The sequence below is a fragment of the Leptotrichia sp. oral taxon 498 genome, from assembly GCF_002240055.1.
In the GTDB taxonomy this organism is placed as follows: domain Bacteria; phylum Fusobacteriota; class Fusobacteriia; order Fusobacteriales; family Leptotrichiaceae; genus Leptotrichia; species Leptotrichia rugosa.
Map to the genome: position 1 here is coordinate 1287261 of NZ_CP016753.1, position 25684 is coordinate 1312944.

Annotated in this window: 25 protein-coding genes and 1 CRISPR repeat array; of the genes, 22 read left to right on the forward strand and 3 right to left on the reverse strand. The window is 29.4% G+C overall.

Annotation, left to right across the window (positions count from 1 at the left end):
* Positions 1–1143, forward strand: a complete 1143-nt coding sequence (locus tag BCB68_RS06415; RefSeq protein ID WP_094080019.1) for a tetratricopeptide repeat protein — start codon at positions 1–3, stop codon at positions 1141–1143.
* A 386-nt stretch (positions 1144–1529) separates the two neighbouring features.
* Here BCB68_RS06415 and BCB68_RS06420 read toward each other — a convergent pair whose 3' ends face one another.
* The 3 genes from BCB68_RS06420 to BCB68_RS06430 all read right to left on the reverse strand — a co-directional run bounded on the left by BCB68_RS06420 (position 1530) and on the right by BCB68_RS06430 (position 5458).
* Positions 1530–1946, reverse strand: a complete 417-nt coding sequence (locus BCB68_RS06420; protein WP_094080020.1) for a MarR family transcriptional regulator — start codon at positions 1944–1946, stop codon at positions 1530–1532.
* Between the two features lie 180 nt (positions 1947–2126).
* Positions 2127–3785, reverse strand: a complete 1659-nt coding sequence (gene hcp / locus BCB68_RS06425; protein WP_172826465.1) for a hydroxylamine reductase — start codon at positions 3783–3785, stop codon at positions 2127–2129.
* Positions 3786–3961: 176 nt separating this feature from the next.
* Complete coding sequence (locus tag BCB68_RS06430) at positions 3962–5458, reverse strand: UDP-N-acetylmuramoyl-L-alanyl-D-glutamate--2,6-diaminopimelate ligase (protein ID WP_094080022.1); 1497 nt, start codon at positions 5456–5458, stop codon at positions 3962–3964.
* 155 nt (positions 5459–5613) lie between these two features.
* Here BCB68_RS06430 and pepT point away from each other — a divergent pair, with 155 nt between their 5' ends.
* The 21 genes from pepT (at position 5614) to BCB68_RS06535 (ending at position 25677) form a co-directional block, all read left to right on the forward strand.
* Complete coding sequence (pepT, locus tag BCB68_RS06435; protein ID WP_094080023.1) at positions 5614–6846, forward strand: peptidase T; 1233 nt, start codon at positions 5614–5616, stop codon at positions 6844–6846.
* 3 nt (positions 6847–6849) lie between these two features.
* Positions 6850–7602, forward strand: coding sequence for a hypothetical protein (locus tag BCB68_RS06440; protein ID WP_094080024.1), 753 nt, complete (start codon positions 6850–6852; stop codon positions 7600–7602).
* 21 nt (positions 7603–7623) lie between these two features.
* Complete coding sequence (gene fabG / locus BCB68_RS06445) at positions 7624–8376, forward strand: 3-oxoacyl-ACP reductase FabG (RefSeq protein WP_094080025.1); 753 nt, start codon at positions 7624–7626, stop codon at positions 8374–8376.
* A 169-nt stretch (positions 8377–8545) separates the two neighbouring features.
* Entirely contained in the window at positions 8546–10021 is a 1476-nt protein-coding gene (guaB, locus tag BCB68_RS06450) for an IMP dehydrogenase (RefSeq protein ID WP_094080026.1), read from the forward strand.
* Positions 10022–10099: 78 nt separating this feature from the next.
* On the forward strand, positions 10100–10687 hold the full coding sequence (locus BCB68_RS06455; protein ID WP_094080027.1) for a viral A-type inclusion protein: 588 nt from the start codon (positions 10100–10102) through the stop codon (positions 10685–10687).
* A 173-nt stretch (positions 10688–10860) separates the two neighbouring features.
* Positions 10861–11142, forward strand: a complete 282-nt coding sequence (locus BCB68_RS06460; protein WP_094080028.1) for a cupin domain-containing protein — start codon at positions 10861–10863, stop codon at positions 11140–11142.
* 39 nt (positions 11143–11181) lie between these two features.
* Positions 11182–11811, forward strand: a complete 630-nt coding sequence (locus tag BCB68_RS06465) for a TraX family protein (RefSeq protein WP_237048726.1) — start codon at positions 11182–11184, stop codon at positions 11809–11811.
* A 37-nt stretch (positions 11812–11848) separates the two neighbouring features.
* The gene (gene nth / locus BCB68_RS06470; RefSeq protein WP_094080030.1) at positions 11849–12493 is read left to right on the forward strand and encodes an endonuclease III; all 645 of its coding nucleotides are present in this window, start codon (positions 11849–11851) and stop codon (positions 12491–12493) included.
* A gap of 31 nt (positions 12494–12524) precedes the next feature.
* Positions 12525–13988 carry a D-alanyl-D-alanine carboxypeptidase family protein gene (locus tag BCB68_RS06475; protein WP_094080031.1) on the forward strand — a complete coding sequence of 488 codons (1464 nt, stop codon included), beginning with the start codon at positions 12525–12527 and terminating at the stop codon, positions 13986–13988.
* Between the two features lie 125 nt (positions 13989–14113).
* Positions 14114–14860: a 3-deoxy-manno-octulosonate cytidylyltransferase gene (gene kdsB / locus BCB68_RS06480; protein WP_094080793.1), complete on the forward strand. Its 747-nt coding sequence runs from the start codon at positions 14114–14116 to the stop codon at positions 14858–14860.
* Between the two features lie 99 nt (positions 14861–14959).
* Positions 14960–15598: a hypothetical protein gene (locus tag BCB68_RS06485; protein WP_094080032.1), complete on the forward strand. Its 639-nt coding sequence runs from the start codon at positions 14960–14962 to the stop codon at positions 15596–15598.
* Positions 15599–15624: 26 nt separating this feature from the next.
* A complete protein-coding gene (locus tag BCB68_RS06490; RefSeq protein ID WP_094080033.1) occupies positions 15625–16197 on the forward strand; it encodes a hypothetical protein in 573 nt (190 codons plus the stop codon).
* On the forward strand, positions 16194–16778 hold the full coding sequence (locus BCB68_RS06495) for a hypothetical protein (RefSeq protein WP_094080034.1): 585 nt from the start codon (positions 16194–16196) through the stop codon (positions 16776–16778). The genes BCB68_RS06490 and BCB68_RS06495 overlap by 4 nt, the downstream gene beginning before the upstream one ends.
* A gap of 9 nt (positions 16779–16787) precedes the next feature.
* Positions 16788–18236, forward strand: coding sequence for an alpha-amylase (locus BCB68_RS06500; RefSeq protein ID WP_094080035.1), 1449 nt, complete (start codon positions 16788–16790; stop codon positions 18234–18236).
* 47 nt (positions 18237–18283) lie between these two features.
* Positions 18284–18502 carry a hypothetical protein gene (locus BCB68_RS06505; protein WP_094080036.1) on the forward strand — a complete coding sequence of 73 codons (219 nt, stop codon included), beginning with the start codon at positions 18284–18286 and terminating at the stop codon, positions 18500–18502.
* A gap of 44 nt (positions 18503–18546) precedes the next feature.
* Positions 18547–19689 carry a glutamate 5-kinase gene (gene proB / locus BCB68_RS06510; protein WP_094080037.1) on the forward strand — a complete coding sequence of 381 codons (1143 nt, stop codon included), beginning with the start codon at positions 18547–18549 and terminating at the stop codon, positions 19687–19689.
* A 146-nt stretch (positions 19690–19835) separates the two neighbouring features.
* On the forward strand, positions 19836–21095 hold the full coding sequence (locus BCB68_RS06515; RefSeq protein ID WP_094080038.1) for a glutamate-5-semialdehyde dehydrogenase: 1260 nt from the start codon (positions 19836–19838) through the stop codon (positions 21093–21095).
* Positions 21096–21153: 58 nt separating this feature from the next.
* Positions 21154–21960 (forward strand): pyrroline-5-carboxylate reductase, encoded by an 807-nt coding sequence (gene proC / locus BCB68_RS06520; protein WP_094080039.1) that lies wholly within the window; start codon positions 21154–21156, stop codon positions 21958–21960.
* 292 nt (positions 21961–22252) lie between these two features.
* Positions 22253–23027: a CRISPR direct-repeat array (repeat unit 37 nt; unit sequence GTTAAAGTAGTTTATCCATTAAAACAAGGATTGAAAC).
* 314 nt (positions 23028–23341) lie between these two features.
* A complete protein-coding gene (locus BCB68_RS06525) occupies positions 23342–24034 on the forward strand; it encodes a GTPase family protein (RefSeq protein ID WP_094080040.1) in 693 nt (230 codons plus the stop codon).
* A 324-nt stretch (positions 24035–24358) separates the two neighbouring features.
* Positions 24359–25363, forward strand: coding sequence for a GTPase (locus tag BCB68_RS06530; protein WP_094080041.1), 1005 nt, complete (start codon positions 24359–24361; stop codon positions 25361–25363).
* A gap of 113 nt (positions 25364–25476) precedes the next feature.
* Positions 25477–25677, forward strand: coding sequence for a hypothetical protein (locus tag BCB68_RS06535; protein WP_094080042.1), 201 nt, complete (start codon positions 25477–25479; stop codon positions 25675–25677).
* Positions 25678–25684 lie beyond the last annotated feature (7 nt).

Below are 25684 nucleotides of genomic sequence, written 5' to 3' on the forward strand. Positions count from 1 at the left end.
ATGAAAAAATTATTACTAATAGGAGCAATCTTAGTAACAGGAGCTTTATCATTTGCTGACTCAAAAGCTGACTATGAAAAAGCAAGAACCTTAGCAGGACAAAAGAAAACAGCAGAAGCAGTTAAAATTTTGGAAACACTTTCAAAAACAGGAGATGCAGAATATAAACAAAGAGCGAATTTAGAATTAGGTTCTTATTATTTGCAACAAAATCAAATATCTAAAGCAAAACCTTATTTGGTAACAGCTTTTGACGATGGAAAAGTTGTAAATGGCTACAGCGCTGAAGCGGCAAGATTGTTATATTTAGTGGGAATTGCTGAAAAAGACAAAAAGTCAGCTGAAAAATATATTCTTTGGACAGATGAAAAAACAGAAGGGAAAGATGCTGATATAACTTCAAGTTTAATCATCTTTTACTTCGATAATAACGAGCAATCAAAAGGAACTGCGAGATACAATAAAGCTATGAAGTCGACTGACAAAGCTTTCGTATCAGAAGTAAACTACAATGTGGGACAATATTATATGACAAAAAATAACAATGCTCAAGCCAAAACGTATTTACAAAAAGCATACACAGATGCGCCACAAAAAGTAAATGGAGCTGGAATCTTATTAGCTGAAATAGCTATGTCTGAAAAAAATACCGCTCAAGCTGAAAAATATTTAACTGAAATGAATACAGCAGCAGGTGGAAAAAATACTCAAATCTTAGGAATGCTTGGTACTTTCTACTTACAAAAAGGAGATGCGACAAAAGCTGAACAATTTTTATCAAAAGCAGTTGCTGCAGAGCCTAAAAATGTAGAAGCAAAAGTTTTGCTTTTAGGAATTTATGAAATGCAAAAGAATACAGCAAAAGTAAATTCAACATATAGTCAGTTAAAATCAGGAACTCCAAAAGTTACTAACGCTCAAATCGGTACTTATTTTGCGCAAGCTGGAGCTGGAGATTTAGCTGTTAAATATTTACAAAAATCAATTTCAGAAGATAAAAATAATGAAGCAAAAGTTGTATTGGGACAAGTTTATGCAGCGGCAGGTAAAAAAGCGGAAGCTGTAAAAGTTTTAGAGGAAGCTGTAAAAGCTAAGGTAAAAGGTGCAGCAGATGTTTTAAAACAAGTTCAATCAATGAAATAGTAGAAATGGTAAATGTAATGAATAAAGAAATAATAAAAAATAGTGAAATTTTTAAATTTCACTATTTTTTATTGTAATAATTTTTATTCTGAAGATCTTAAGTGAATTGATCTACTTATTGAATCTCTCACGACTGAAGTTGCGAGATTCTTAAGTACTATTTAGTTTCTTTTGAATATCTAGTATTCAAACACTAGCTAATTTCCTTAAGACTTTAATGGACAAGCTCTCCACCAAGAACATTAGCGTCCTGTTGACTCGGTTCAAAACCAGTTTTATTATTTAACTATTTCAAATTTTTTCGTTGCCAAAAAATATGCCATTCATCTCATTCCTTGCGTCGGGAGTGTCTGGCATAACTCATAAAAATATATAATTAAGAAAGTTTATTTATTTGTAGGTGCGACTGTTGGAGTTTTATTTTCTATTAAATCTTTTGGATATGATTTGTCATTTGTAAAAGCCCAAGTACCATTATAAAAATAGTTACCATTGTTATTAACTAGGTCTTTTCCAGCTTTTAAGTGCATAAATTTATATTTTTTTAAATAATTTTCAACTTTATCTTTATCTTGAATTAAAATTCCAATTTTTACATTTTCATAATTTTCGCCATCAAATATGCAGTTTTCAAAGTCGATGTCCACACGGCTGTCTTTTTCATTAATTTTTTTATAATCTCCATGTGATTTTGGAACTTTACAATAAGAATTTTTTTCTAATTTTGCAGTTTTTTCATGATTTTTTTCAGCAAAAGCTGCAAAAGAAAATAAGATTAATAATGCTAATATACCTTTTTTCATTTCATTATTCCTTCTTTCTATAATTTTTTATTATAACACCTGTCATATATTTTACATAATTATTATAACAGATATTCAAAGATTTTGCAATGATAATTTTAAAAAAATAAGAAAATAAGATGAAATTAATAAAAAAATAGTAAAGATAATATAAAATTATCATTACTATTTTGGATTTTTTTAACTAAAAAATATTTGTAAATCATTATCAACAGTAGTTATACCAGTCAGACCAAATTGTTCATTCAATAAACTTGCAACGTTTTTAGAAATGAATGCTGGTAAAGTCGGACCAATATGAATATTCTTAATTCCTAAGTAAAGTAACGCAAGCAGTACAATTACGGCTTTTTGTTCATACCATGCAATGTTAAATTCGATTGGCAAGTCATTTATATCGTTTGCATTAAAAATTTCTTTTAATTTTAGTGCCACAACTGCCCAAGAATAAGAATCGTTACATTGTCCAGCATCAAGCACTCTAGGTATGCCGTCAATATCTCCCAGATTTAATTTATTATATCTGAATTTTGCACATCCTGATGTTAAAATTACCACATCTTTTGGCAATTTTTTTGCAAATTCAGCATAATATTTTCTTGTTGTCTGTCTTGCATCACATCCGCTCATAACTATAAATTTTTTAATTGCTCCTGATTTTACTGCCTCGACAATTTTATCAGCAAGGGCAAATACCTGACCATGTGCAAATCCACCTGTGATTGTTCCACTTTCAATTTCGGTTGGCGATTTACATTTTTTTGCTAATTCTATAACTTCACTAAAGTCAATTTTCCCATTTTCGTCTGTTTTCAATTTTTTCCAGCCTGGAAGTCCTGTTGCATTTAATGTAAATATTCTGTCGTTGTAAGTAGCATTTTTCTTAGGCGGAACTAAGCAATTTGTAGTAAATACGACAGGTCCATTAAATGTTTCAAATTCTGTTGTCTGATGATACCAAGCATTTCCGTAATTTCCAACTAAATGCTTGTATTTTTTTAATTCAGGATAGTAGTGAGCTGGCAACATTTCTGAATGTGTGTAAACATCAATTCCAGTTCCTTCAGTTTGCTCTAAAAGTTCTTTTATATCTTTTAAATCGTGTCCAGAAATCAAAATTCCAGGATTTTTTCCAACTCCTATATTTACTTTTGTCATTTCAGGCGTTCCAAAAGCTGAATTATTTGCTCTGTCTAGAAGTGCCATCACATCTACACCAAATTTTCCAGTTTCAAAGACAAGGTTTGTAAGTTTTTCAGCACTCAAGTCGTTATCTTCAGTCGCAATTAATGCTTTTTCAAAAAAGTCAAAAATTTCGTTACTTTCAAATTTTAAGTTTAGTGCGTGAAAACCATAAGCAGAAAGCCCTTTTAGTCCATATAAAATTATTTCCCGAAGTGAACGGATGTCTTCATTTTCAGTTCTCAAAACTCCAATTTCATGGGCTAGATCTACTAAGTCACAGCTTTCATCAAACTCAAAAGTGGCAAGTCTTGAACCTTCAAATTTAGAATCAATCAAAATTTTTGTATTTTCCAATTCTTTTGCTAAAAATTTTCTTAATTTTATGCCTTCGTAGATATATTCTTTGATTTCCTCTCCATCAAAATTCGCATTTGTTATAGTTGAAAAAAGTGCACGATATAAATATTCATTTACATTTTCATAAATTTTATTATTTTGTCTAAGTTTGTTTGAATAAAGTGCAACTCCTTTTACAACAAAAATAAGCACATCTTGTAAATTTGAAACTTCGTCATTTTTCCCACAGACTCCCATAACTGTACAGCCTTGATTTCTACTTGTTTCCTGACATTGAAAACAAAACATGTTATTCATAATTTTCTCTCCATTTTTAATTTATTTTTTTTTGAAATATTTAATTTTAAAATCTCCACAATTTTAAAATTAATTTTTTATTATTTCAACAAAAAAATTATATAATAAATTAAAAATAAATTCTGTAACTTATATCACACTTTTTAATTTTTTTTGAAAATAAATTTTATATAAAATTATTTTTTTAAATATTTTTTTACAATTTCTCTATCGTCAAAATGAATTTTTTCTTTTCCAATTATTTGATAAGTTTCGTGCCCTTTTCCAGCGATTAAAAGGCTATCTCCTTTCTGAAGCATTCCTAGTCCTCTTTTTATCGCTTTTTCCCTATCGGCGACAATTAAATATTTATCAAATGGATAATCAATTTGAACAAGTCCTTTTTCAATTGCAGCTAAAATTGAAATTGGATTTTCTGTTCTGGGATTGTCAGAAGTTAAAATTATAAAGTCGCTAAATTTTGCAGCAGCTTTTGCCATTTTTGGTCTTTTATCGTGATCTCTGTCTCCACCCGCTCCAAAAATTGTAATCACTCTGTTGTCAGTAATTTTTTGCAAAGTTTTTCCAATATTTAAAAGCCCATCGTCTGTGTGAGCGAAATCTACAACAATTCTAGCTTCCAAATCATTTTTAATAGTTTCAAATCTTCCTGGAATTGAAGAAATATTTGATAATTTTTCTAAAATGTAGTCGATGTCAATTCCCATTGATAAAAGACCGGCAACGCATCCTAAAATGTTATAAAGATTGTAATCTCCAATTAAGTTCACTTCCACAACATATTCAGATTCATTTGAAATAGAACTAATTTTCTCGAAATAATTTTTAGCATTAATTTTTATTTTCATTCCGTCATTTGTGTAATTGATAATTTCTCCGTAAACATCGGCACTTTTATCATTTTTTGAAAATGAGATGTAGTTTCTTCCACGATTTTCTTCAAAAATTATTTTTCCATATTTGTCGTCAATGTTTATAATTCCAGCGCCATCACTTTTTAACAGTGTAAATATTTTTTTCTTGGCATTGAAATAGTTTTCCATTGTTTTGTGAAAATCTAAGTGGTCTTGAGTTAAATTCGTAAAAATTGCACTGTCAAATTTTAACATATCCACTCGTCCAATTTGAAGAGCATGGGAACTCACTTCCATTATAAAATATTTTGCACCCATTTTTACACTTTTATCTATTAATTTTATTAATTCAAGTGATTCTGGAGTTGTATTTACAGTTGGAAAATTTTCGTTTAGAATACGATTTCCAGTTGTTCCAATCCGAGCAGTTTTTTCTAAAATATTTTCTAAAATGAAACTTGATGTAGTTTTTCCGTTTGTTCCAGTGATACCGATTATTTTTATTTTATTTTGTGGAAAGTCATAAAAATTTGAAGCGATGATTCCTAATTTTTTTCTTATATTTGAGATGAAAACAAAAGTAATATTTTTTGAATTTTCATATCTTTCAGGATTTACCATTTTTTCAACGACAATCATTTTTGCACCTTTGTCAATTGCACTTTGAATAAATTCGTGTCCATCAACAACGCTTCCAATCATAGCGATAAAGACGAAGTCATTTTCTATTTTTCTGGAATCATATTCTATACCTTTTATTTCAAAAGTTTCCCCTTCGTGAAAAACTTCATAGTCAACATTTTCAAAAATTTTATACATTCATTATCATCTCCTATTTATCTTTTTAAAGATTTTAAATATTATATTTTTATTATATCACTTTTATTTAGTTTTTTTAAGTTTAAAAATTTTATTTTGTTGAAAAATAATAAAAAAAATTGTAAAATATATTAAATAAAAATAAGGAGAATTTTATGAGATATGAAAATTTAAAAGAAAGATTTTTTAGATATGTGAAATTTGAAACAAGGTCAGATGAAAATAGCGCTTCAATTCCATCGACACCTTCACAAATCAAATTTGCCAAAATGCTAAAGCGTGAATTGGAAGAAATAGGACTAGAAGATGTCAGCATAGACAGCACCTGTTTTGTAAATGCAACTCTCCCAGCTAATTTTGATAAGAAAGTACCAACAATAGGATTCATTGCTCATATGGATACAGCAGATTTTAATGCAAGAAATGTAAGTCCAAAAGTTTTTGAAAATTATGACGGAAATGATCTTTTATTAAATGAAAATTTAAAAGTGATTTTGTCGCCAAAAGAATTTCCAAATTTGAAAAATTATATTGGAAAAACTTTGATTACGACTGATGGAACAACGCTTTTGGGAGCTGATGACAAAGCTGGAATTGTGGAAATCATTGAAGCAATGAAATTTTTGATTGAAAATCCACAGATTAAGCATGGAAAAGTGAAAATAGCCTTTGGTCCAGATGAAGAAATAGGTAGAGGCGCGGATAATTTTGATGTAAAAAAATTTGGTGCAGATTTTGCATATACAATGGATGGCGGACCAGTTGGAGAACTTCAATATGAATGTTTTAATGCGGCACAGTCAACTTTTAAAATAAAAGGAAAAAGTGTTCATCCAGGAACGGCAAAAAATAAAATGATTAATGCAAATGTTGTAGCAATGGAAATTGCAGATAGTTTTCCAGAAGAAGAAGTGCCAGAAAAAACAGAAGGTTATGAAGGCTTTTATTTGCTTGAAAAAATGACTTCAAACATTGAAGAAGGGAAAATGTCATATATTTTGCGTGATCACGATAGAGAAAAATTTGAAGCAAAAAAAGAATTTGTAAAAAAAGTTGCTAAAAAAATAAATGAAAAATATGGTGATAAAATTGTAGAAGTTGAGATAAGAGATCAATATTATAACATGCGAGAAATTATAAAAAATCATATGAATGTTGTAGAAATTGCTCAAAAAGCTATGAAAAATGTTGGAGTTAAGCCAGTGATTGAGCCAATTCGCGGGGGAACAGATGGTTCAAAAATCTCGTTTAAGGGTCTTCCAACTCCGAATATTTTTGCAGGTGGGGAAAATTTTCACGGAAAATATGAATTTGTTGCACTTGAAAGTATGATTTTGGCAACTGATGTGATTGTGGAAATTGTGAAGTTGAATGGAGAAGGGAAATAATGAATGAGAAAAGCGTTAGTGAAAACATATATATATGAATTAATTTTTTTGTGTATTTATTTAACAGTTATGAATAAACTTTTGGAAATTTTTGAAGAAAAATTTATTTTAGGAGTTTTTATAATTTTAATAATAAACATAGTGGTGTTTTTTTATTTGATAATTTATTTAATAATTTCTTTAAGATCACAATATCATGTGTATAAATTGAATCTTTCAAAAAGTATTGTGATGGAGAAAAAATTATATAAGATTAAAAAAATTAATATTATGAAAGATATTCATAGAATTAATTTGTCAGCCTATTACTGGTTATTAGATAAAGAGGAAGAAGCATTGAGGTATTTGAATGAAGTGAGAATAAGCAGGTTTACATTGCCAATAGTGAGATATTGTTATTATATGAATTTAGCAGAATATAAATATTACGATGGAAAAAAAGAAGAAGCTAGAAAAATACTTGATGAGAATATTAAGAAAGAATCTAACAAAAACTTATTAGAAATTTTTTTAGATTATGAAGATAATCCTAAACAAAAGGTTTTTGAACTTGAAAAAATATTACCAAAACAGAGAAATAGATTGTATAAAATGCAAGTGGAGAATGCTTTGGCAATAGCATATGAAGAAATTGGAAATTTTGAAAAAGCATTGGAATTTTATAAGAAAGTGGCTGAAAAGGAAAGTGAAATTTATTTTATTAAAGTTGCGAAAGAAAAGGTTTTGGAGTTAAGTTTAAAGAATAAAGAAATGTAGCAGGAAAGGATATGAGATAAAATGTTTGATTTAGCAGGTGAGGTTGCTCTTGTTACAGGAGGAGCAAAGGGAATTGGAAAAGGAATTGCAAAAGCATTGAAACAGGCTGGGGCAAAGGTTATTATTGGAGATATTGATAAGGAAAAAGGGGAGATGACAGCAAATGAGCTGGATGGGGATTTTTACTATCTTGATGTTATAAATAAAGAACAAGTGCAGTATGTTGTTCAAAGCATTTGTGAAAAATATGGAAAATTGAGTATTCTTTGTTCAAATGCAGGAATTTTCCCGCAAGTGACTATTGAAAATATGACGGAAGAAGATTGGGATAAGGTTCAGAATATAAATGTAAAAGGAGCTTTTTTGGTAATACAAGCGACATTGAAACATATGAAAAAACAAAATTATGGACATATAGTATTAACATCTTCAATTACAGGTGATATTACTGGATATCCAGGATGGGCACATTATGGAGCGAGTAAAGCGGCTCAATTAGGATTTATGCGAACTGCAGCTTTAGAATATGCAAAATATGGAATTACAATTAATGCTATTCAACCAGGGAATATTTTGACAGATGGATTAATAGAAGCTGGAGAAGAATATATGAATAAAATGAAAAGTGTCATTCCAGTTAATGTTTTAGGAAAACCTGAAGATATTGGATATACAGCTGTTTTCTTGGCAAGTCGTGAAGCAGGATTTATTACAGGGCAAAGAATAGTTGTAGATGGTGGACAAATATTGCCAGAAACACCTGACTTTCAATAAATAAAATATTTTTATTTTCTTTTGAAAAAAGTGTTGAAATTATTGTATATTTCGTGTTAAAATAATATAATTAAAAAAAGTAATATAAAAAATATGGTTTAGTTAGGGAAATTTTGAAAGATAAGAAAAATAAACAAAGTTTAAAAATAAAATGAGGAGGAATCTTAAAATGAGTCAAAAAGATAAAGTTGTAATTTCTGAAGGATTGACATTTGACGATGTGCTTCTTATTCCGCAAGCGTCGGAAGTAGCGCCTAATCAAGTTATATTAAAGACAAAGTTGACTAAAAATTTGGAATTGAATGTGCCAATTTTAAGTGCAGCTATGGATACTGTAACAGAATCAAAACTTGCGATTGCTATTGCAAGAGAAGGTGGAATTGGGTTTATTCATAAAAATATGACCATTGAAAGACAAGCTGAAGAAGTGGCAAGAGTTAAAAGATATGAGAGCGGAATGATTACAAATCCTGTTACATTGCGGCAAGATGCCATTTTAGAAGATGCTAATAAACTTATGAGAGAATATAAAATTTCAGGACTTCCAGTAGTTGATGGCGAAGGAAATTTAAAAGGGATTATTACAAATAGAGATTTAAAATATAGAGAAGATTTGTCATCTAAAGTGACAGAAGTTATGACAAAAGAAAATTTAATAACAGCGCCAGTCGGAACTACATTGGATGAAGCAAAAACAATATTACTTCAACATAGAATTGAAAAATTGCCAATTGTAGAAGGAACAAAACTAAAAGGATTAATCACGATAAAAGATATTGACAATGTAATAAATTATCCAAATGCCGCAAAAGACAGTCAAGGACGACTTCGTGTGGGAGCTGGAGTTGGTGTTGGACCTGATTCTGTGAGAAGAGTTCAAGCTTTAGTTGAAGCTGGAGTTGATATAATTGCGGTGGATTCGGCTCATGGGCACTCAAAAGCGGTTATTAATAAAATTAAAGAAATTAGAGAAGCTTTTCCAAAATTGGACATTATCGGTGGAAATATTGTTACGAAGGAAGCCGCACTTGATTTGATTGAAGCTGGAGTAAATGCAGTAAAAGTTGGTGTTGGACCTGGCTCAATCTGTACGACGAGGGTTGTGTCAGGAGTAGGAGTTCCACAGATTTCAGCAGTTATGGACGTTGCTGAAGTTTGTAGTGAAAAAGGAATTGGAGTAATAGCAGATGGGGGAATTAAATTGTCTGGGGACGTGGTAAAAGCAATTGCCGCTGGAGCAGATTGTGTAATGCTTGGTGGAATGCTTGCTGGAACTGATGAAGCACCAGGAGAAGAAATTTTATATAACGGAAGAAAATTCAAAACTTATGCTGGAATGGGTTCGCTTGCAGCTATGAAAAGAGGAAGTAAGGACAGATATTTCCAATTGGAATCAGCCACAGAAAAATTAGTTCCAGAAGGAATAGAGTCAATGGTTCCATATAAAGGTGCATTAAAAGACACGGTTTATCAAATTTGTGGAGGACTTCGCTCAGGAATGGGGTATTGCGGAACTCCGACAATTGAAGATTTGAAATTGAATGGAAAATTTGTGAAAATTACAGGAGCAGGACTTAAAGAAAGTCATCCGCACGATGTAATTATTACAAAAGAAGCTCCAAATTACAATAATTCAAATAAATAAAAAAATAAAAGGCTGTCTTAAAAATTATTTTTAAGGCAGTCTGAAGTTTAAGATTAAATGGACTTTGAAAGGAAAAAAATGAAAAAAATAAAAAATTTGATTATTTATTCAGTGATGGTTTTTGGAATGAGCAGTTTTGTTTATTCTTATGAAGATTATTATGAAAAAGTTTACATTGTAAAAGTATCCAAAGGCGATATTTTTAAGAAGTTGAATGTGACAAAAAAACAACAGAAAAAATTAGAAAAAATATTTGATAAATATCAAAATAAAGCAAAAGATATTGAAAAAGAATTAATAACATTTGAAGAAAAAAAAGAAAAAATTGGAAAAATTGAAATACAAAGATACGAAGAAATTGCAAAAATTCTGACAAATGAGCAGTTAGAAGAATATAATTCTTATATAAATTCAAAAAAACAGTCTTTTAACGAAAAAATTGACAGAATAAAAAAACTTGAAGATAATGTGAGTTTGTCTAATGAACAAAAAGCAAAGGTACTAAAATTTGAGCGTGATTTTAAAAGAAACGTAGAAAAATTAAAAAATGATAGATTGAGTGTAGAAATGTTTACACAAAAATATGAAGAATTAAAACAAAAAAGAAATGAACAAATTCGTTCAGTTTTGACAGATGAACAAAGTAAATATTTTAGTGAAAATTAAAAGATAACAGAGTAGATTTTAAAAATTTACTCTATTTTTTGTTTAATTAATATTTTCACAAATTCTACTGTCATTTAATTGAGAATTCGGTTTTAAAAAAAATAAAAATAATCTTGATTTTTTTAGTGTATTTGATAAAATCAAAGTATAAAAAAAGTATTGGAGGAATTTTTATGGTTGGAAATGTAAAAAACGAAATTGGAGTATTATTTTCAAAAGATAATTTTATGTTGATTAAGAAAAAACTAAAAAAAGATGAGAAAATTGAAAAACATAATCACGAAAACGAAGAGATTATTTTTACGGTTCTAAAAGGAAAAGTGGAAGTGTTTTTAAATGAAAAAGAAAATCATATTTTAGTGCCAGGAGAAATTCTACAATTTGATGGAATAAACTTTATAAGTGCAGTTGCAATAGAAGATTCTGAATTTAGCGTCACGCTTATAAAAAAATAGATGAATTTATTTTGTCTAAAGATAATTGGCATAATAACAATGTTTATTGACCATTATCACTATATAATAGTTGGAAATCAAATATTTAACATAATTGGAAGAATTGCTTTTCCGATATTTGCGTTTTCCCTTAATGAAGGTTATTTTCACACAAGCAATTTGAAAAAATATTTAATTAGATTATTTACTTTTGCAGTAATTATACAAATTCCTGCAATTTTATTTAAACTTAATTATCCAGTTAATATATTTTTTACACTATTTTTTGGATTACTTGCAATTTATATTTTAAATTTAAAAAATAAAAAAATGCCTTTATATATTTTTGTTTTTTTAAAAATATTTTTGATATTCTTAATTTTTTATATAAGTAAAAAATTTAAATTTGATTATGGAATATATGGAATTTTGCTTATAATAATTTTTAATATATTTAGAAACAAAAAATTATTTTTATTCTTAGCGTTTTTTTTATTAAATTTGGCAGTTGTAGTTTTCCCAAATATTTTTGGATTATTTAAAATACAGTTTTTTTCAATGTTTTCATTGGTTTTCATATTTTCTTACAATGGGAAAAAAGGTAAAAGTTTAAAATATTTTTTCTATCTATTTTATCCGATACATTTTTTAATTTTAGAAACAATAAATTTTTTCCTTAAAAAGTTGTGATATGAAAAGTGAGAATTGAAATAAATAAGGTGATAAAATGACGAAAAAAGAAATATTTGATAAAGTATTTCCGATATTGGAAAAAAAGTTTGGTAAAGCAAAAGCAGCTCTGAATTACGAAACGCCATTTCAGTTTATGATTGCTGTAATACTTTCAGCACAATGCACAGATGCAAGAGTAAATATTGTTACAAAAGAGCTGTTTAAAGTGGTTAAAAATCCAGAAGATATTAGAAAAATGGATATTAAGACATTGGAAGAATACATTAAATCGACGGGATTTTTTAGAAATAAAGCTAAAAATATAAAATTAAATGCCCAAATGATGAAAGAAAAATATAATGACAAATTGCCAAGAACAATTGAAGAATTACTAGTTTTGCCAGGAGTTGGGAGAAAGACGGCCAATGTCATATTGGGAGATTTGTGGAATATAAGGCAAGGAATTGTCGTAGATACGCATGTTAAAAGACTCTCAAATTTAATTGGATTTGTTGAAAGTGATAATCCAGAAATTATTGAAAGAGAACTTATGAAATTTGTACCAAAAAAATATTGGTTTGAATACTCGCACTATTTGATTTTGCACGGTAGAGATAAATGCGTAGCCAGAAGACCAAAATGTTTGGAATGTGAAATAAATAAATATTGTAAACATGGACAAAAGTTAATTAATAAATAAAGATTGATAAATAAAAAAAGAAAGGAAAGTAATGTTTAGTAAAACAAAAAAAATTTTAATTTTAACAGTATTTTTTGCAGTTCTGTTGTATGGGGAAGGAGAAGGAACAAGTGAAAAGCAGGACAGCGGTAGTAGTAAAAGTGAAGCAGTAAAGGTGGTGAAAAGTGGTTCAGATGAAATAGAGCAAGCAACAAATCGTGGAAACAGCGCTCATAAGTACTCAAAAAAATCATCAAAACATAATAAAAAACATAAAAACAAAAGTGAATGGAATTCCAAAAATTCTAAAAATACATCTTCAAAAGCGTCAGATACATTAAACAGCAAAGGTAAAAACTCAAAATCCCAGACAGATTCTTTAACAAAATCGAAAAAAAATGTGAAAATTGTAAAAGCGGTAGAAAAAGAAAAAGAAGGGGAGTCAAAGTATAACGGAAAAGTTATAAAATTTATAGCAACAACAGATGGAAAAGTTATAAAAAATGAAGATGCAAAACAAAAACACCCAATAGCTTCGCTTACAAAAGTTATGAATATAATGGTTGCACTTGACCAAGTTGATAAAGGAAAGGTAAAATTAAGCGACAAAGTTTGCTTTACGCCTGATGTGGTTGATACAGGCGGAAGCTGGTTAAATGCAAAAGCAGGAGATTGTTTTACACTAAGAGATTTGCTTCGTGCAGAAATAATTTATTCAGCTAATAATGCGGCTTATATGGTTGCTTCCTATATCGGAAAAGGAAATCTTGACAACTATGTAAAACTTATGAATGAAAAAGCAAAAGAATTTGGAATGAAAGACACGCAGTATTTTACACCAGCTGGGCTTCCGACTTCGATGACTAAAAAGCAAATGGATATTTCTACAGCATATGATATGTATTTATTGGGGCGACAGGCAATTAAAGATGAAAGACTTAGGGAATGGATGAGTGAAAAAGAACTTGAATTATTGAATGAAAAAGGTGAAGAAGTTGTCTACAATAATCGTAATCACTTACTTGGACAATTCGGAGTTTTTGGGCTTAAAACAGGATTTCATGAACAAGCTGGATATAATATGATAGTTTCGAGTAAAATTGGAAATCTTGAAATAATTTCAGTTTCGCTTGGAAATAAAAGTGATGTTGAAAGAACAGAAGAGCAGAAAAAAGAATTTCAAGCGATAGAAAAAAATCTTGTGCCAATTTACAAAGCGGGACAAGTTGTGGCAAATAAATTTAAAATAAAAGATGCTGTAAAAAAAGAAATTACTGGAATTTTAGCTGAAAACGTGTATCAATTGGGAAATACGGATTATAAATTTGAAGTAAAAGATTTAAGGGTTACAGCAGAAAAAGATGGAATTTTAAAAGGAGACGTAATTGGGAAATTACAAGTTTTATCAAATGATAACAAGATTGTAAATACAATTGATATAGTTGCAAGTAACGACTACAAACGGTTATCGTTGCTTGGAAAAGTTTTAAGATTTGTAACTTTTGGAATGGCATAAAATAAAAAAATCACACTTTTATTAATTAATAAAAATTTAATTTTTAAAGGTGTGTTTTTTTTGTGTGCAAATTAATAAAAAATATGATAAAATTAAATATAAGAATTGAAAAAAGGGAGAAAAATATGAAAATATTGGGAGTGATACCAGCGAGATTTTTTTCAACAAGATTTGAAGGAAAGCCACTAAAAGATATAAATGGAAATCCGATGATTGAATGGGTTTACAAACGAGCTAAAAATGCTAATATTGATGAATTAATTGTTGCAACTGATGATAAAAGAATATTTGAGGCAGTTAAAAAATTTGGCGGAAAGGTAGTTATGACATCAAGCGATCACAAAAATGGGACTTCAAGAATAATTGAAGTTATAAATAAAGAAAAATATAAAGATTTTGATTTTGTAATAAATATTCAAGGAGATGAGCCGTTAATAGATATTAAGTCTATAAATATTCTGGCTGATAATTATAGAAGCCAAAATTCTGAAATCATTACATTAAAGCAAGAAATTATTGAAGAAAGTGATATTTTAAATCCGAATGTTGTAAAAGTTATCACAGATTTTTATGATAATGCAATTTATTTTAGCAGGCTTCCAATTCCATTTGAGCGGGAAAAAATACAAAATTTTAAATATTATCGACATATTGGGATTTATGGATATACGACAAAATTTTTGAATGAACTTAGTAATTTGAGAGATGGAATTTTGCAAAGAATGGAGTCGCTTGAACAGCTAAAATTTATGGAAAATGGTTATAAAATAAAAGTTTTGGAAACAGATTCCAAAGTTATTGGAGTTGATACAAAAGAGGACTTGGAAGAAGTTATAAAGTTTATCTGCAAAAATGGAATTATTTTGGAGTAAAAAAATTTTTAGAAAATTGAAAATTTATTGTAAATTAAAAAATTTAAATTCTGACTGAAATGATTTTTAATAAAATTTTATGAAAAGAGGTGCTTTTTTATGAAAAAGAGGATTCTATTTTTAATTTTCTCTGTCTTATTTTTAAATTCTTGTGCAGCGACTGCGGTTGCGACTGGACTTTTAATGACTTATGAACTTGGGTGTAATGAAGGGGAAATGAAAACTTGCGATTCAGATGATTCTGTTGTGAAAAGAGTGGCTAAAGGACTAACTTGGCCTGTGATAGAGCCAATAAAAAGTATTTCTGATGGTATAGAAGATTATCAGCCAAAAAGAAAAAATAGATATATGGCATATTCAAATAAAAGTCATAAGGAATCTGTTAGTCGTGTAACGTTACGAGTGATAGATAGAGAAATGGCGACACAAACAGTAAATATTTTGGGTAAAAATATACAAATTTCAGTTCCTAAAAATGTTGAATTAAAAGTTATAGATAATGATATAGAAATGATAGATGCACAGTCTGGTTATGGACTTCCAATAAAATTTTTTACTGTTTCAAATCCTTGTAATAATCAGGAAGAATGGAAAAATAAAGAGTACAAAGATAAATATTTGAAAAAAATATCTAAAGATGAATATTTTTATTTAAAATCTTATACCTATGATGGAAAAGAGCTGGAAGATAAAATTGTAAAAGCAAATAACATGGAAAAGATTTGTGAAAATAATTAAAAATTAATGATTGGAGAATTAATATTATGAAAAAAGCATTTTTATTAATTTTGAGTGCAATTTGTTTGAATTCTTGTCATGCTCTTGTTATAAGACCGCTGACAGAAGCGACAGTTGCAGTTATAGGAGCACCGTTTTATGCAGTTGGTAAGTTACTTCCTAAAAAAGATGAGCAGGATTATGGTAAATATAGAGAAGGTTATCGTGCCTATAAAGTCGAAGAATATAAAGATAGAATTGACAAATTGATGAGTGATATTTTACAAAGGGAATGGGAAAAAACGACATTTTTTTCTGGTTTTGTGGATACGGATTACCATACAGAACAAATTTTACTTCCTAAAGGTTTAGTTGTAGAAAAAGATGTGTTGGTTGATAAAGAAACTGGTTATGGATTGCCTGTTCATTTTTTAAAAGATGAGTACCCTTGTTATTTTGACAGAAAAAAAGGGATATATGATTTGAAGTCAAAAGAAGAATATTTTATAAAAGGGAATAGAAGAGATTATTTCAGAATTGAAAGTGAAACTGAAAAAGGAAACTTACTTGAAAAAATGATTTTGGAGAAAAATAATGTGCAAAGAGGGTGTAAGCAATGAAAAAATTGATACTTTTTTTGATAATATTTACCAGCTTTATCGTATTTCCTGAGCAAAAAGATAAAAATAGTGAAATTTATGAAAAAAGAAAATATTCAACCGTTTTAAAAATTGAGAATGATGACTATGATAGAGCTGTTGGGATAAGGACGAGCAATAGAAGAGATTTAAAAGGGGTAATGACGGTTATAATGGGAGGAAGTTTTTCTGTAGACAATGATGTGGCTAGTATATACAATCAAATATCTAAAAATGCGAATAAAGTTACATTGATTTATTTCGATGACAAAGATACACCTACTATAAAAAGAGTAATTGATACTTTAAAAAAGAAAAAATTTAGCGGAAAAGTTGAAGTTATTTCTTTTTTGAATAAAGAAAGCAAAATTTTAAAAAATAGTTTTGCAAAAAAAGATTGGAGTTACTCAAATTATTATAATTTAGATGATATTTCAGAATTAGTTAGTTATGATGGGGAGAAAAAAACTAAAAGTGAAGTTATAAAAATATTTTTAGAAAAAATAAAAAAATCTTTAGAAAATAACGAAGACGATATAAATAAATTTTATGAAACAAATTAGGAGAAAAATATGTTAAATGGAGTAATGATACAATATTTTGAGTGGAATTTAGCTGATGATGGAAAACATTGGGAAAGATTAAAAAATGATGCCGCTCATCTAAAAGAAATTGGAGTTTCAGCAGTTTGGATTCCTCCTGCCTATAAAGGAACTTTTTCAGGGGATGTTGGATACAGTGCTTATGATTTGTGGGATTTGGGAGAGTTTAATCAAAAAGGAACTGTGCGTACAAAATACGGAACAAAAGAAGAACTCATTGATGCGATTAATGAACTTCATAAATATGGAATAAATGTCTATTTGGACGCTGTGCTTAATCATAAGGGAGGTGCTGACGAAACAGAAAGATTTTTGGCAATAGAAGTGGATCCTGAAAACAGAAATGAAGAAATTTCAGAACCAAAAGAGATTGAAGGGTGGACAAAATTTACTTTTCCTGGAAGAAATAAGAAATATTCTGAATTTGAATGGAACCATGCTCTTTTTAGCGGAGTTGACTATGATAATTTAACAGGAAAAACTGCAATTTATAAAATTGCTGGAGAAAATAAAGGATGGGCAGAAAATGTGGATTCTGAACTTGGAAATTATGACTATCTTATGAATGCCGATGTGGATTATTCGCATCCTGAAGTGAGAAATGAAATTATAAACTGGGGGAAATGGGTTGTAAACGAATTAAATCTCGATGGATTCAGAATGGATGCTGTAAAACATATAAGCGAAGATTTTATCAAAGAATTTTTAATTGAAGTAAGAAAAGTTTATGGAGAAAAATTTTATTCTGTTGGAGAATATTGGAAAGGTGACTTGGATACTTTAAAAACTTATTTGGAAAATATAGGATACGAAACTGATTTATTTGATGTGGGACTTCATTTTAATTTCCACGAAGCTTCAGTAGAAAAAGAAAACTATGATTTAACAACAATACTGGATAATTCAATAATGCTTATGGATCCAATTAAAGCGGTAACATTTGTGGATAATCACGATTCGCAAAAGGGAAGTGCACTGGAATCTGAAATAGAAAGCTGGTTTATTCCACATGCCTATGCGATAATATTGCTTTCTGAAAAAGGTTATCCGTGCTTGTTCTATGGAGATTATTACGGTGTAGGAGATAATAAAAGTCCGCATGGATGGGTAATAGATAAACTTCTTTATGTGAGAAGAAATAACGCTTATGGAGAACAGATAAATTATTTTGATGATCCAAATATAATAGCTTTTTACAGAAAAGGTAGGGAAAATGAAATAAATACAGGATGTGTAGCTATTTTATCCAATAATGAAGATGGAGAAAAAGCTATTGAAATTGGAAAAGATAGAATAGGACAAGTTTGGGAAGAAGTTACAGGAAGCGGATTTGAAGACGTGGCAATTGATGAAGAAGGAAATGCCGCATTTAGAGTCGAAGGTCAAAAAATTGCAGTTTGGGTACCTAAAAAACAATAGTTTGAAATATGAAAAAATAAAAAAATAAAATTAAAGGAGAAAAAATTATGAAAAAAATAAAATTAGCATTAATATTATCGGTCTTAGTAGGAGCGCTTAATTCATGTACTGCAGTTGCGCTTGGAGCTGGAGCTGTTGCTGGAGGATACACTTGTACAAAAACAAATATCTGTAAAGATTTAATAAATAAAAAAAATAATACTAAAAATATTCAAAGTACACAGCCAAATACAGAACCATCAAGTATAAATGAGAGTGGATTATAAAATTATAGAAAGGAGAAGTTACAAAAAAACTGTAACTGCAAAGTATGAAAAAACAGAATAAAAGAGAAGAAATTTTAGAAGATATACAGAGAATAGTGATAAAAGTTGGAACTTCTACGCTTACTGATGAAAATGGACAGCTGGATTTGCAAAAAATGAAAAAAATAGTTGTGGAAATCAGCAATCTCCAAGACAAGGGATTTGATGTGATACTTGTTTCATCTGGAGCAGTTGGAGCTGGAATGGGGCTTCTTGAAATCGAAGAAAGACCGAAGTTGCTTTCAGAAAAGCAGATGTTATCAGCAGTTGGACAAGTGACACTTATGCAAGTTTATCAGACTTTTTTTAAAAAGTATGACAAGCTTATTGGACAGCTTCTTTTGACTAAAGGAGAATTTTCAAACAGAAAAAGGTATTTGAATGTAAGAAATGTATGTAACGCCTTTCTGGATAAAAAAATAATTCCGATTATAAATGAAAATGATGCAATTGTTTCAGATGAGCTTAAAGTAGGAGATAATGATACAATGTCAGCGCTTGTTTCAGGACTGATTGATGCAGATTTATTAATTATTCTGTCGGATATAGACGGACTTTACAACAAAAATCCTAAGAAATATGAAGATGCCAATTTGATTGAAGTTGTTGGAGATATAAATGAAGATGTAAAAAATATGGCTGGTGGAAAAGGCTCAAAATTTGGAACTGGTGGAATGATTACGAAAATAATGGCTGCAGAAATGGCAACAAAAATTGGGACAAATTTAGTTATCGTAAATGGAGATGACCCGAGAAACATCTCAAGAGTTGTGGAAAAAGAAAATATTGGAACATTGTTTGTAAGAAAAAATAAAAAAATTAGCTCTAAAAAATATTGGCTTGCTTATGGAACAAATAAAAAAGGTGAAGTCGTAGTTGATGAAGGTGCAGAAAAAGCTCTGCTTTCAGGAAAAAGTTTGCTTCCAATAGGAATTAAATCAGTTTTTGAAACATTTGACAGAGGTGGAGTCTTGGAAATAAAAAACTCTAAAAATAAAGTTATTGCCAATGGAATTTCAAACTATTCGTCAGATGAAATTGAACTAATAAAAGGGCAAAAAAGTGAAGACATCGAAAAAATATTGGGGCATAAATATGACGATGTCGTGATTCATGCGGACAATATTGTTTTGATTGAAAATGTATAAATTTAATTTAAAAAAATTTTGAAAAATAATTCATTAATGCAAAGTATTTAGGATTTTTTTTTAAATAAAATAAAATAAAGTAAAGTATATTTGAATAAATTTTTATAAATTATTAATATTAATAAATTGAAATAGGAGAAAAAATTATGAATAAATATATCGAAGAAATGGGAAAAAAGGCAAAAATTGCTTCTCAAAAACTTTTGACGCTTGATACAAAAATTAAAAATAATGCACTTCGTGCCATTGCAGATGAAATAATTGAAAAAAAGGAAGAAATAAAAGCGGCAAATAAAATTGATTTGGAAAATGGGAAAAAGGCAGGGCTTAGTTTTGCGTTGCTTGACAGAATGGAATTGACAGACGCTAGAATTGAAGGGATGGCACAAAGTTTGAGAGAAATTGCGGCATTTAATGATCCGATTGGAGAAATTTTAACTGGATGGAACCACAAAAATGGGATGTCGATTGCGAAAAAAAGAGTCCCACTTGGCGTGATTGGAATGATTTATGAATCAAGACCAAATGTTACGATTGATGCGGCAGGGCTATGTTTGAAATCTTCAAATGCAGTAATTTTGAGAGGTTCTGAAAATGCAATAAATTCAAATATTTATTTGAGCAGACTTTTCAGCGAAGTTGGGAAAAAAGTGGGAATTCCTGAAAATTCAGTTCAGTTGATTGAAAAGCCAGAACGGGAATTGGTAAAAGAAATGATAACTTTAAACGAATATATTGATGTTTTGATTCCAAGAGGCGGAAAAGGCTTAAAAAAATTTATGATTGAAAATGCGACAATTCCTGTAATTGAGACAGGAGCTGGAGTTTGTCATGTTTTTGTCGATGAAAGCGCAGATATTGAGATGGCTTTACCAATAATTGAAAATGCAAAAACTCAAAGACCTAGCACTTGTAATTCGATTGAAACGGTTTTAGTTCATAAAAATATTGCAAGTGAAATATTGCCAGAATTGACGGATATGATGATAAAAGATAAAGTTGAGCTTAGATACAGCAAAGAAGCGCTTGAAATTGTTGGAAACAGAAGTGATGTGAAATTGGCTCAAGATGAAGATTTTGGAACGGAATATTTGGATATGGTGATGTCGCTAAAATTGGTGGACAATGTGGAAGAAGCAATTTGTTACATCAATGAGCACGGAACACATCACTCGGATTCGATTATTACTAAAAATATTCAAAATGCTGAAAAATTCTTGAATGAAGTGGATTCGGCAGCGGTTTATTTAAATGCGTCAACTAGATTTTCTGACGGCGGAGAATTTGGATTTGGTGGAGAAATAGGAATTTCTACGCAAAAATTACACGCTCGTGGGCCTATGGGAGTGAGAGAGTTGACTACGACTAAATATGTAATTCGTGGAAATGGACAAATTAGAGAATAAAATTTTTTTATAAGAAAATAAAAAAATCATATTCAAGTTATAAAACTAAGGAGAAAAAATGAAAATAGGATTTATTGGAACAGGAAATATGGGGAGTTCGATAATTAAAGGAATTTTATCTTCAAAATTTGAAAAAAGTGAAAATATAAATATTTTTGATTTGGATAAAGAAAAAGTAAACAATTTAGTTAAAGAATATGGAGTAAATGCCGTAAATAGTGAAAAAGAGCTGGCAGAAAATTGTGATATTATTATTTTGTCAGTAAAACCACATATTATTCCTATAGTTTTAAAAAATTTGAGTGGAAATGTAAAAAAAGATACAATTATTTTGACAATTGCAGCTGGAATAAGTATTTCCATGATTGAAAATGCTTTGGGAGAAGATAAAAAAGTTGTTAGAACAATGCCAAATACTCCTGCTCAAGTACTTTCAGGAATGACAGCGGTTACATTTAATAAAAATATTGAAAATTCTGAAAAAGAAATAATTTTTAAACTTTTAAATAGTTTTGGAAAAAGTGTAGAAATTGAAGAAAAATTGATGCATGCATATACGGGAATAAGCGGCTCACTTCCAGCGTATGTCTACATGTTTATGGAAGCACTAGCTGACGGTGGCGTACTTTGCGGAATGCCAAGAAATAAAGCATACGAAATAGTTGCTCAAACTGTAGCGGGATCAGCAAAAATGCTTCTTGAAACAGGAAAGCATCCAGGACAGTTAAAAGACGAAGTTTGCTCTCCATCTGGAACGACAATCGAAGTAGTCAGAGTTTTAGAAAATGGAAATTTTCGTGGAAATGTAATTGAAGCGGTTGTAGCTTGTACAGAAAAGTCGAAAGAAATGGCAGGAGAAAAGTAAATTTACAAAGAAAAACTGAATTTTTTGTTTAGTTTTTCTTTTTTTTATAAAAAAATTTTGAAAAAAGAGAAAAATATGGTAAAATAAGTTTGTAGAAAAAGTTCCTACCACTACAAGAAATAAAAAAGTGTTAAGAAAATCCACTCAAAGCCAGTAAAAATGAGGATTAGGAGTTACGGAAAATGCTAAAAAAGCAACAAAAATTGAAAAAAATTAAGCAAAAAAAAGCAATTTTAATGTCTGAAAAAATCTCTATAACATTGATGAATAAAGGATTTTCTTGAAAGTACGGGTTAAAGTAGTTTATCCATTAAAACAAGGATTGAAACCATTTCTATTTTTATTAAAAAACCATTCTTCACTAAAGTTAAAGTAGTTTATCCATTAAAACAAGGATTGAAACAGAATTTAACAATGGGTATTCGTCTTCTCTTTTATCTGGTTAAAGTAGTTTATCCATTAAAACAAGGATTGAAACACTTCAACGTCGTTGAAAATATCGTCTAGGCTTTCAGTTAAAGTAGTTTATCCATTAAAACAAGGATTGAAACGATCATTCCGATTTATTATGTATCGCTGACGATCTGGTTAAAGTAGTTTATCCATTAAAACAAGGATTGAAACAGTTGTATTGTAATAACTCTAGATTGATTTGGAAGTGTTAAAGTAGTTTATCCATTAAAACAAGGATTGAAACCTAATTGATAGAATTATATATGTACTGAATGCTTTATTGTTAAAGTAGTTTATCCATTAAAACAAGGATTGAAACATTCAGCCGCCTATCAATCAGCCGCCATCTTAGTAGGTTAAAGTAGTTTATCCATTAAAACAAGGATTGAAACTCTTTACCCATCCCCAATACTGTTATTGTATTCATTGTTAAAGTAGTTTATCCATTAAAACAAGGATTGAAACAAGGTAACGATAGATACAAAGCGATAGAAGTATATAACCAGTTAAAGTAGTTTATCCATTAAAACAAGGATTGAAACTGTATTCGATATGTATAAATCTTCTTTTTATTATAGTTAAAGTAGTTTATCCATTAAAACAAGGATTGAAACAATAAATTTTGTATCGGGTGTCATTGTGGCACTCAAGTTGAAATAATAATTCTATTAAAATAAAGATAAAAAATTAAAAAATATTTAATCACAGTTAAGTTATAAAACTGTGATTTTTTTTTGGAAATAAGTTAATTAGTAAAAAAAATAAGTTATAAGGATTGGATATAATTATTGTGTAAAGAATGAGAGAGAAAAATTTTTGAAATTTAAAAATAAAAAGAGTTATTTTTAGGAAAAAATAGGTTAGAGAGAAAAGGTATAATGATTTTGTAAATGAGAAAGAGAATAAAAAATATGGAGTGTGATTGATTATGACGAGTTTTAAATATTATAGAAAAAATGATATAGAAAAGAAATTGGAAAAAGCTAGATTTAGACCTTTGGATGTGATGGTAACAGGAGTAACAGGAGCAGGTAAATCGACAACATTAAATACAATTTTTAAAAAAAATGTGGCAACGGTTGGTAACGGTGTGGATCCTGAAACAATGGATTTAGATTCTTATTCGTTAAATGATGTATTTAGATTGTGGGATACTCCTGGATTAGGAGATGGTGTTGCGAATGATGAGATTCATAAAAGAAAATTGGTAGATTTGCTGTATAAAACTTATTCATTAGATGGAAATATTTATGGTTGGATAGATTCGGCAATTGTGGTTTTAGAAGGTTTGAATAGAGATATGGGAAGTACGTATACATTGTTAAATGAGGTAATAGTTCCAAATATACAGGCAGATAGAATATTGGTAGTGATTAATCAAGCAGATATGGCGATGAAAGGCAGACATTGGAATAAGGAAACAAATAGACCGGATGAAGTGTTAGTAGATTTTTTAGAAAAACAAGCGTTATCTATACAAAATAGGGTAAAAGAAACAACAGGAGTAACAATAAGAAAACCAGTATATTATTCAGCAGAATATGGTTATAATATAGAAAAATTATTAGATTTCATAATAGATAATATGATTGTAGAGAGAAGACCGTTAGTTAGAGCATAATGTAGATATTAAATTTTCTTTGGAGTGGTGAATGCTGAAACTTGGGTATAAAAAATTGTTTTTGTAAGTTAATTAAAAAGAAAAATGAGTTATTTAAAAATGTTATCATAAGTTATAATAAAAATTTGATTTTTGGAGGAATGAAATATGGGAAGATTGATTAGGGAAAATGAAATGAGATATTATGGAGTTAAAATAAAAAGAGATAAACAAATTTTAGGAAATAAATTGATGTATTCAAGCAAAAAATAGGATAAATTTTTGAAAAATAGTTTATGGTTAGAGAGTTATAATAAAAATAAATAAAAGAAAGAGGTATTGATTATGGCAAGAAATATATTTAAGGAAATTGAAAGAAGAGTAATGAATGAACAAATGGATGAAACGACGAGACAAAAATTATTGGGTAATTTATTGAGAATGAAGGAGCAAAAAATTAATTTAATGATTACGGGTGCAACAGGAGTGGGGAAAAGTAGTACTATTAATGCGTTGTTTGGAGAAGAAGTAGCAAAAGTAGGAACAAGTGTAAATCCAGAAACAATGGGAATTGACAAATATGAGTTGGATAATTTAGTAATATGGGACACTCCAGGATTAGGTGATGGAAGAGAAGCTGATAACAGACATAGTAAAATAATAATTGATAAGCTTTATGAAAAAGATAGAAATGGGAATTTGTTAATTGATTTGGTTTTGGTAATATTGGATGGTAGCAGTAGAGATTTAGGGACATCGTATGAATTAATAAATAGTGTGATTATACCAAATTTGGGGGAAAATAAGAAAAATAGAATATTAGTGGCGATTAATCAGGCAGATGTAGCGATGAAGGGAAAATATTGGAATGCACAAGAAAACCAACCTGAGAGAAAACTACAAGATTTTTTGGAAGATAAAGTTGCATCAGTGAGAAGAAGAATTAAAGAAGCTACAGGAATAGATGTTGAACCGATTTACTACAGTGCTGGCGACAAAGAAGAAGGATATATGCAACAAAAACCGTACAATTTATCAAAACTATTATACTACATATTACAACATACACCAGAAGAAAAAAGATTAGTTTATGCACAAAATATTAATAAAGAAGAAGCTATGTGGAAAGACAATGATGATTTACAAGATTACAGAGCGGGAGTTTTAGAAAAATTTGTGGAATCAGTAACAAGAGGAATGGCAATAGGTGGAACAATAGGTCAAGCAATAGGAAGTTTAGTAGGATTAGGTTCAGTTGGAAGAGTAATAGGTACAGTAGGTGGAGCAATAGTTGGAGTAGGAGCAAATATAATTAGTGGAGTTGTTGATTTTTTTGAAGGAATATTTTAGAAGATAAATAGAGGGTTTGGGTGGGTGGGAATAAAAAGTTGGTGAAAAAATTACATAAATAAGTTATTGAATTAATATATAATGAATCTAAAATAAAAAAGGAGGTGATAAAAATGACAGGAATTGAAGAAACAGTAGGCACAGTATTATTAGTAACAGCAGGCGTAGTTGCAGTGGCAGAAGGTGTAAATGAAACAGCAAAATTATTGAATGAAACAGTGAATACAGCAGATGAAATGTTTACAACAATGGGAAATATGGCAGAAGATTTTTGTAACGAAGTGTCTAATTTTTTTGATAGTTTTTGTTGGTAGGCTTTAA

Bases quoted from the DNA above. Each gene is read 5' to 3' on its own strand.
- BCB68_RS06530 (WP_094080041.1), top strand. From the start codon at position 24,359: ATGGCAAGAAATATATTTAAGGAAATTGAAAGAAGAGTAATGAATGAA.
- BCB68_RS06430 (WP_094080022.1), bottom strand. From the start codon at position 5,458: ATGTATAAAATTTTTGAAAATGTTGACTATGAAGTTTTTCACGAAGGG.
- BCB68_RS06455 (WP_094080027.1), top strand. From the start codon at position 10,100: ATGAAAAAAATAAAAAATTTGATTATTTATTCAGTGATGGTTTTTGGA.
- BCB68_RS06415 (WP_094080019.1), top strand. From the start codon at position 1: ATGAAAAAATTATTACTAATAGGAGCAATCTTAGTAACAGGAGCTTTA.
- proC (WP_094080039.1), top strand. From the start codon at position 21,154: ATGAAAATAGGATTTATTGGAACAGGAAATATGGGGAGTTCGATAATT.
- BCB68_RS06475 (WP_094080031.1), top strand. From the start codon at position 12,525: ATGTTTAGTAAAACAAAAAAAATTTTAATTTTAACAGTATTTTTTGCA.
- BCB68_RS06485 (WP_094080032.1), top strand. From the start codon at position 14,960: ATGAAAAAGAGGATTCTATTTTTAATTTTCTCTGTCTTATTTTTAAAT.
- BCB68_RS06460 (WP_094080028.1), top strand. From the start codon at position 10,861: ATGGTTGGAAATGTAAAAAACGAAATTGGAGTATTATTTTCAAAAGAT.
- fabG (WP_094080025.1), top strand. From the start codon at position 7,624: ATGTTTGATTTAGCAGGTGAGGTTGCTCTTGTTACAGGAGGAGCAAAG.
- BCB68_RS06535 (WP_094080042.1), top strand. From the start codon at position 25,477: ATGACAGGAATTGAAGAAACAGTAGGCACAGTATTATTAGTAACAGCA.
- BCB68_RS06420 (WP_094080020.1), bottom strand. From the start codon at position 1,946: ATGAAAAAAGGTATATTAGCATTATTAATCTTATTTTCTTTTGCAGCT.
- BCB68_RS06505 (WP_094080036.1), top strand. From the start codon at position 18,284: ATGAAAAAAATAAAATTAGCATTAATATTATCGGTCTTAGTAGGAGCG.
- guaB (WP_094080026.1), top strand. From the start codon at position 8,546: ATGAGTCAAAAAGATAAAGTTGTAATTTCTGAAGGATTGACATTTGAC.
- pepT (WP_094080023.1), top strand. From the start codon at position 5,614: ATGAGATATGAAAATTTAAAAGAAAGATTTTTTAGATATGTGAAATTT.
- BCB68_RS06495 (WP_094080034.1), top strand. From the start codon at position 16,194: ATGAAAAAATTGATACTTTTTTTGATAATATTTACCAGCTTTATCGTA.
- hcp (WP_172826465.1), bottom strand. From the start codon at position 3,785: ATGAATAACATGTTTTGTTTTCAATGTCAGGAAACAAGTAGAAATCAA.
- nth (WP_094080030.1), top strand. From the start codon at position 11,849: ATGACGAAAAAAGAAATATTTGATAAAGTATTTCCGATATTGGAAAAA.
- BCB68_RS06465 (WP_237048726.1), top strand. From the start codon at position 11,182: ATGTTTATTGACCATTATCACTATATAATAGTTGGAAATCAAATATTT.
- kdsB (WP_094080793.1), top strand. From the start codon at position 14,114: ATGAAAATATTGGGAGTGATACCAGCGAGATTTTTTTCAACAAGATTT.
- BCB68_RS06515 (WP_094080038.1), top strand. From the start codon at position 19,836: ATGAATAAATATATCGAAGAAATGGGAAAAAAGGCAAAAATTGCTTCT.
- BCB68_RS06490 (WP_094080033.1), top strand. From the start codon at position 15,625: ATGAAAAAAGCATTTTTATTAATTTTGAGTGCAATTTGTTTGAATTCT.
- BCB68_RS06440 (WP_094080024.1), top strand. From the start codon at position 6,850: ATGAGAAAAGCGTTAGTGAAAACATATATATATGAATTAATTTTTTTG.
- BCB68_RS06525 (WP_094080040.1), top strand. From the start codon at position 23,342: ATGACGAGTTTTAAATATTATAGAAAAAATGATATAGAAAAGAAATTG.
- proB (WP_094080037.1), top strand. From the start codon at position 18,547: ATGAAAAAACAGAATAAAAGAGAAGAAATTTTAGAAGATATACAGAGA.
- BCB68_RS06500 (WP_094080035.1), top strand. From the start codon at position 16,788: ATGTTAAATGGAGTAATGATACAATATTTTGAGTGGAATTTAGCTGAT.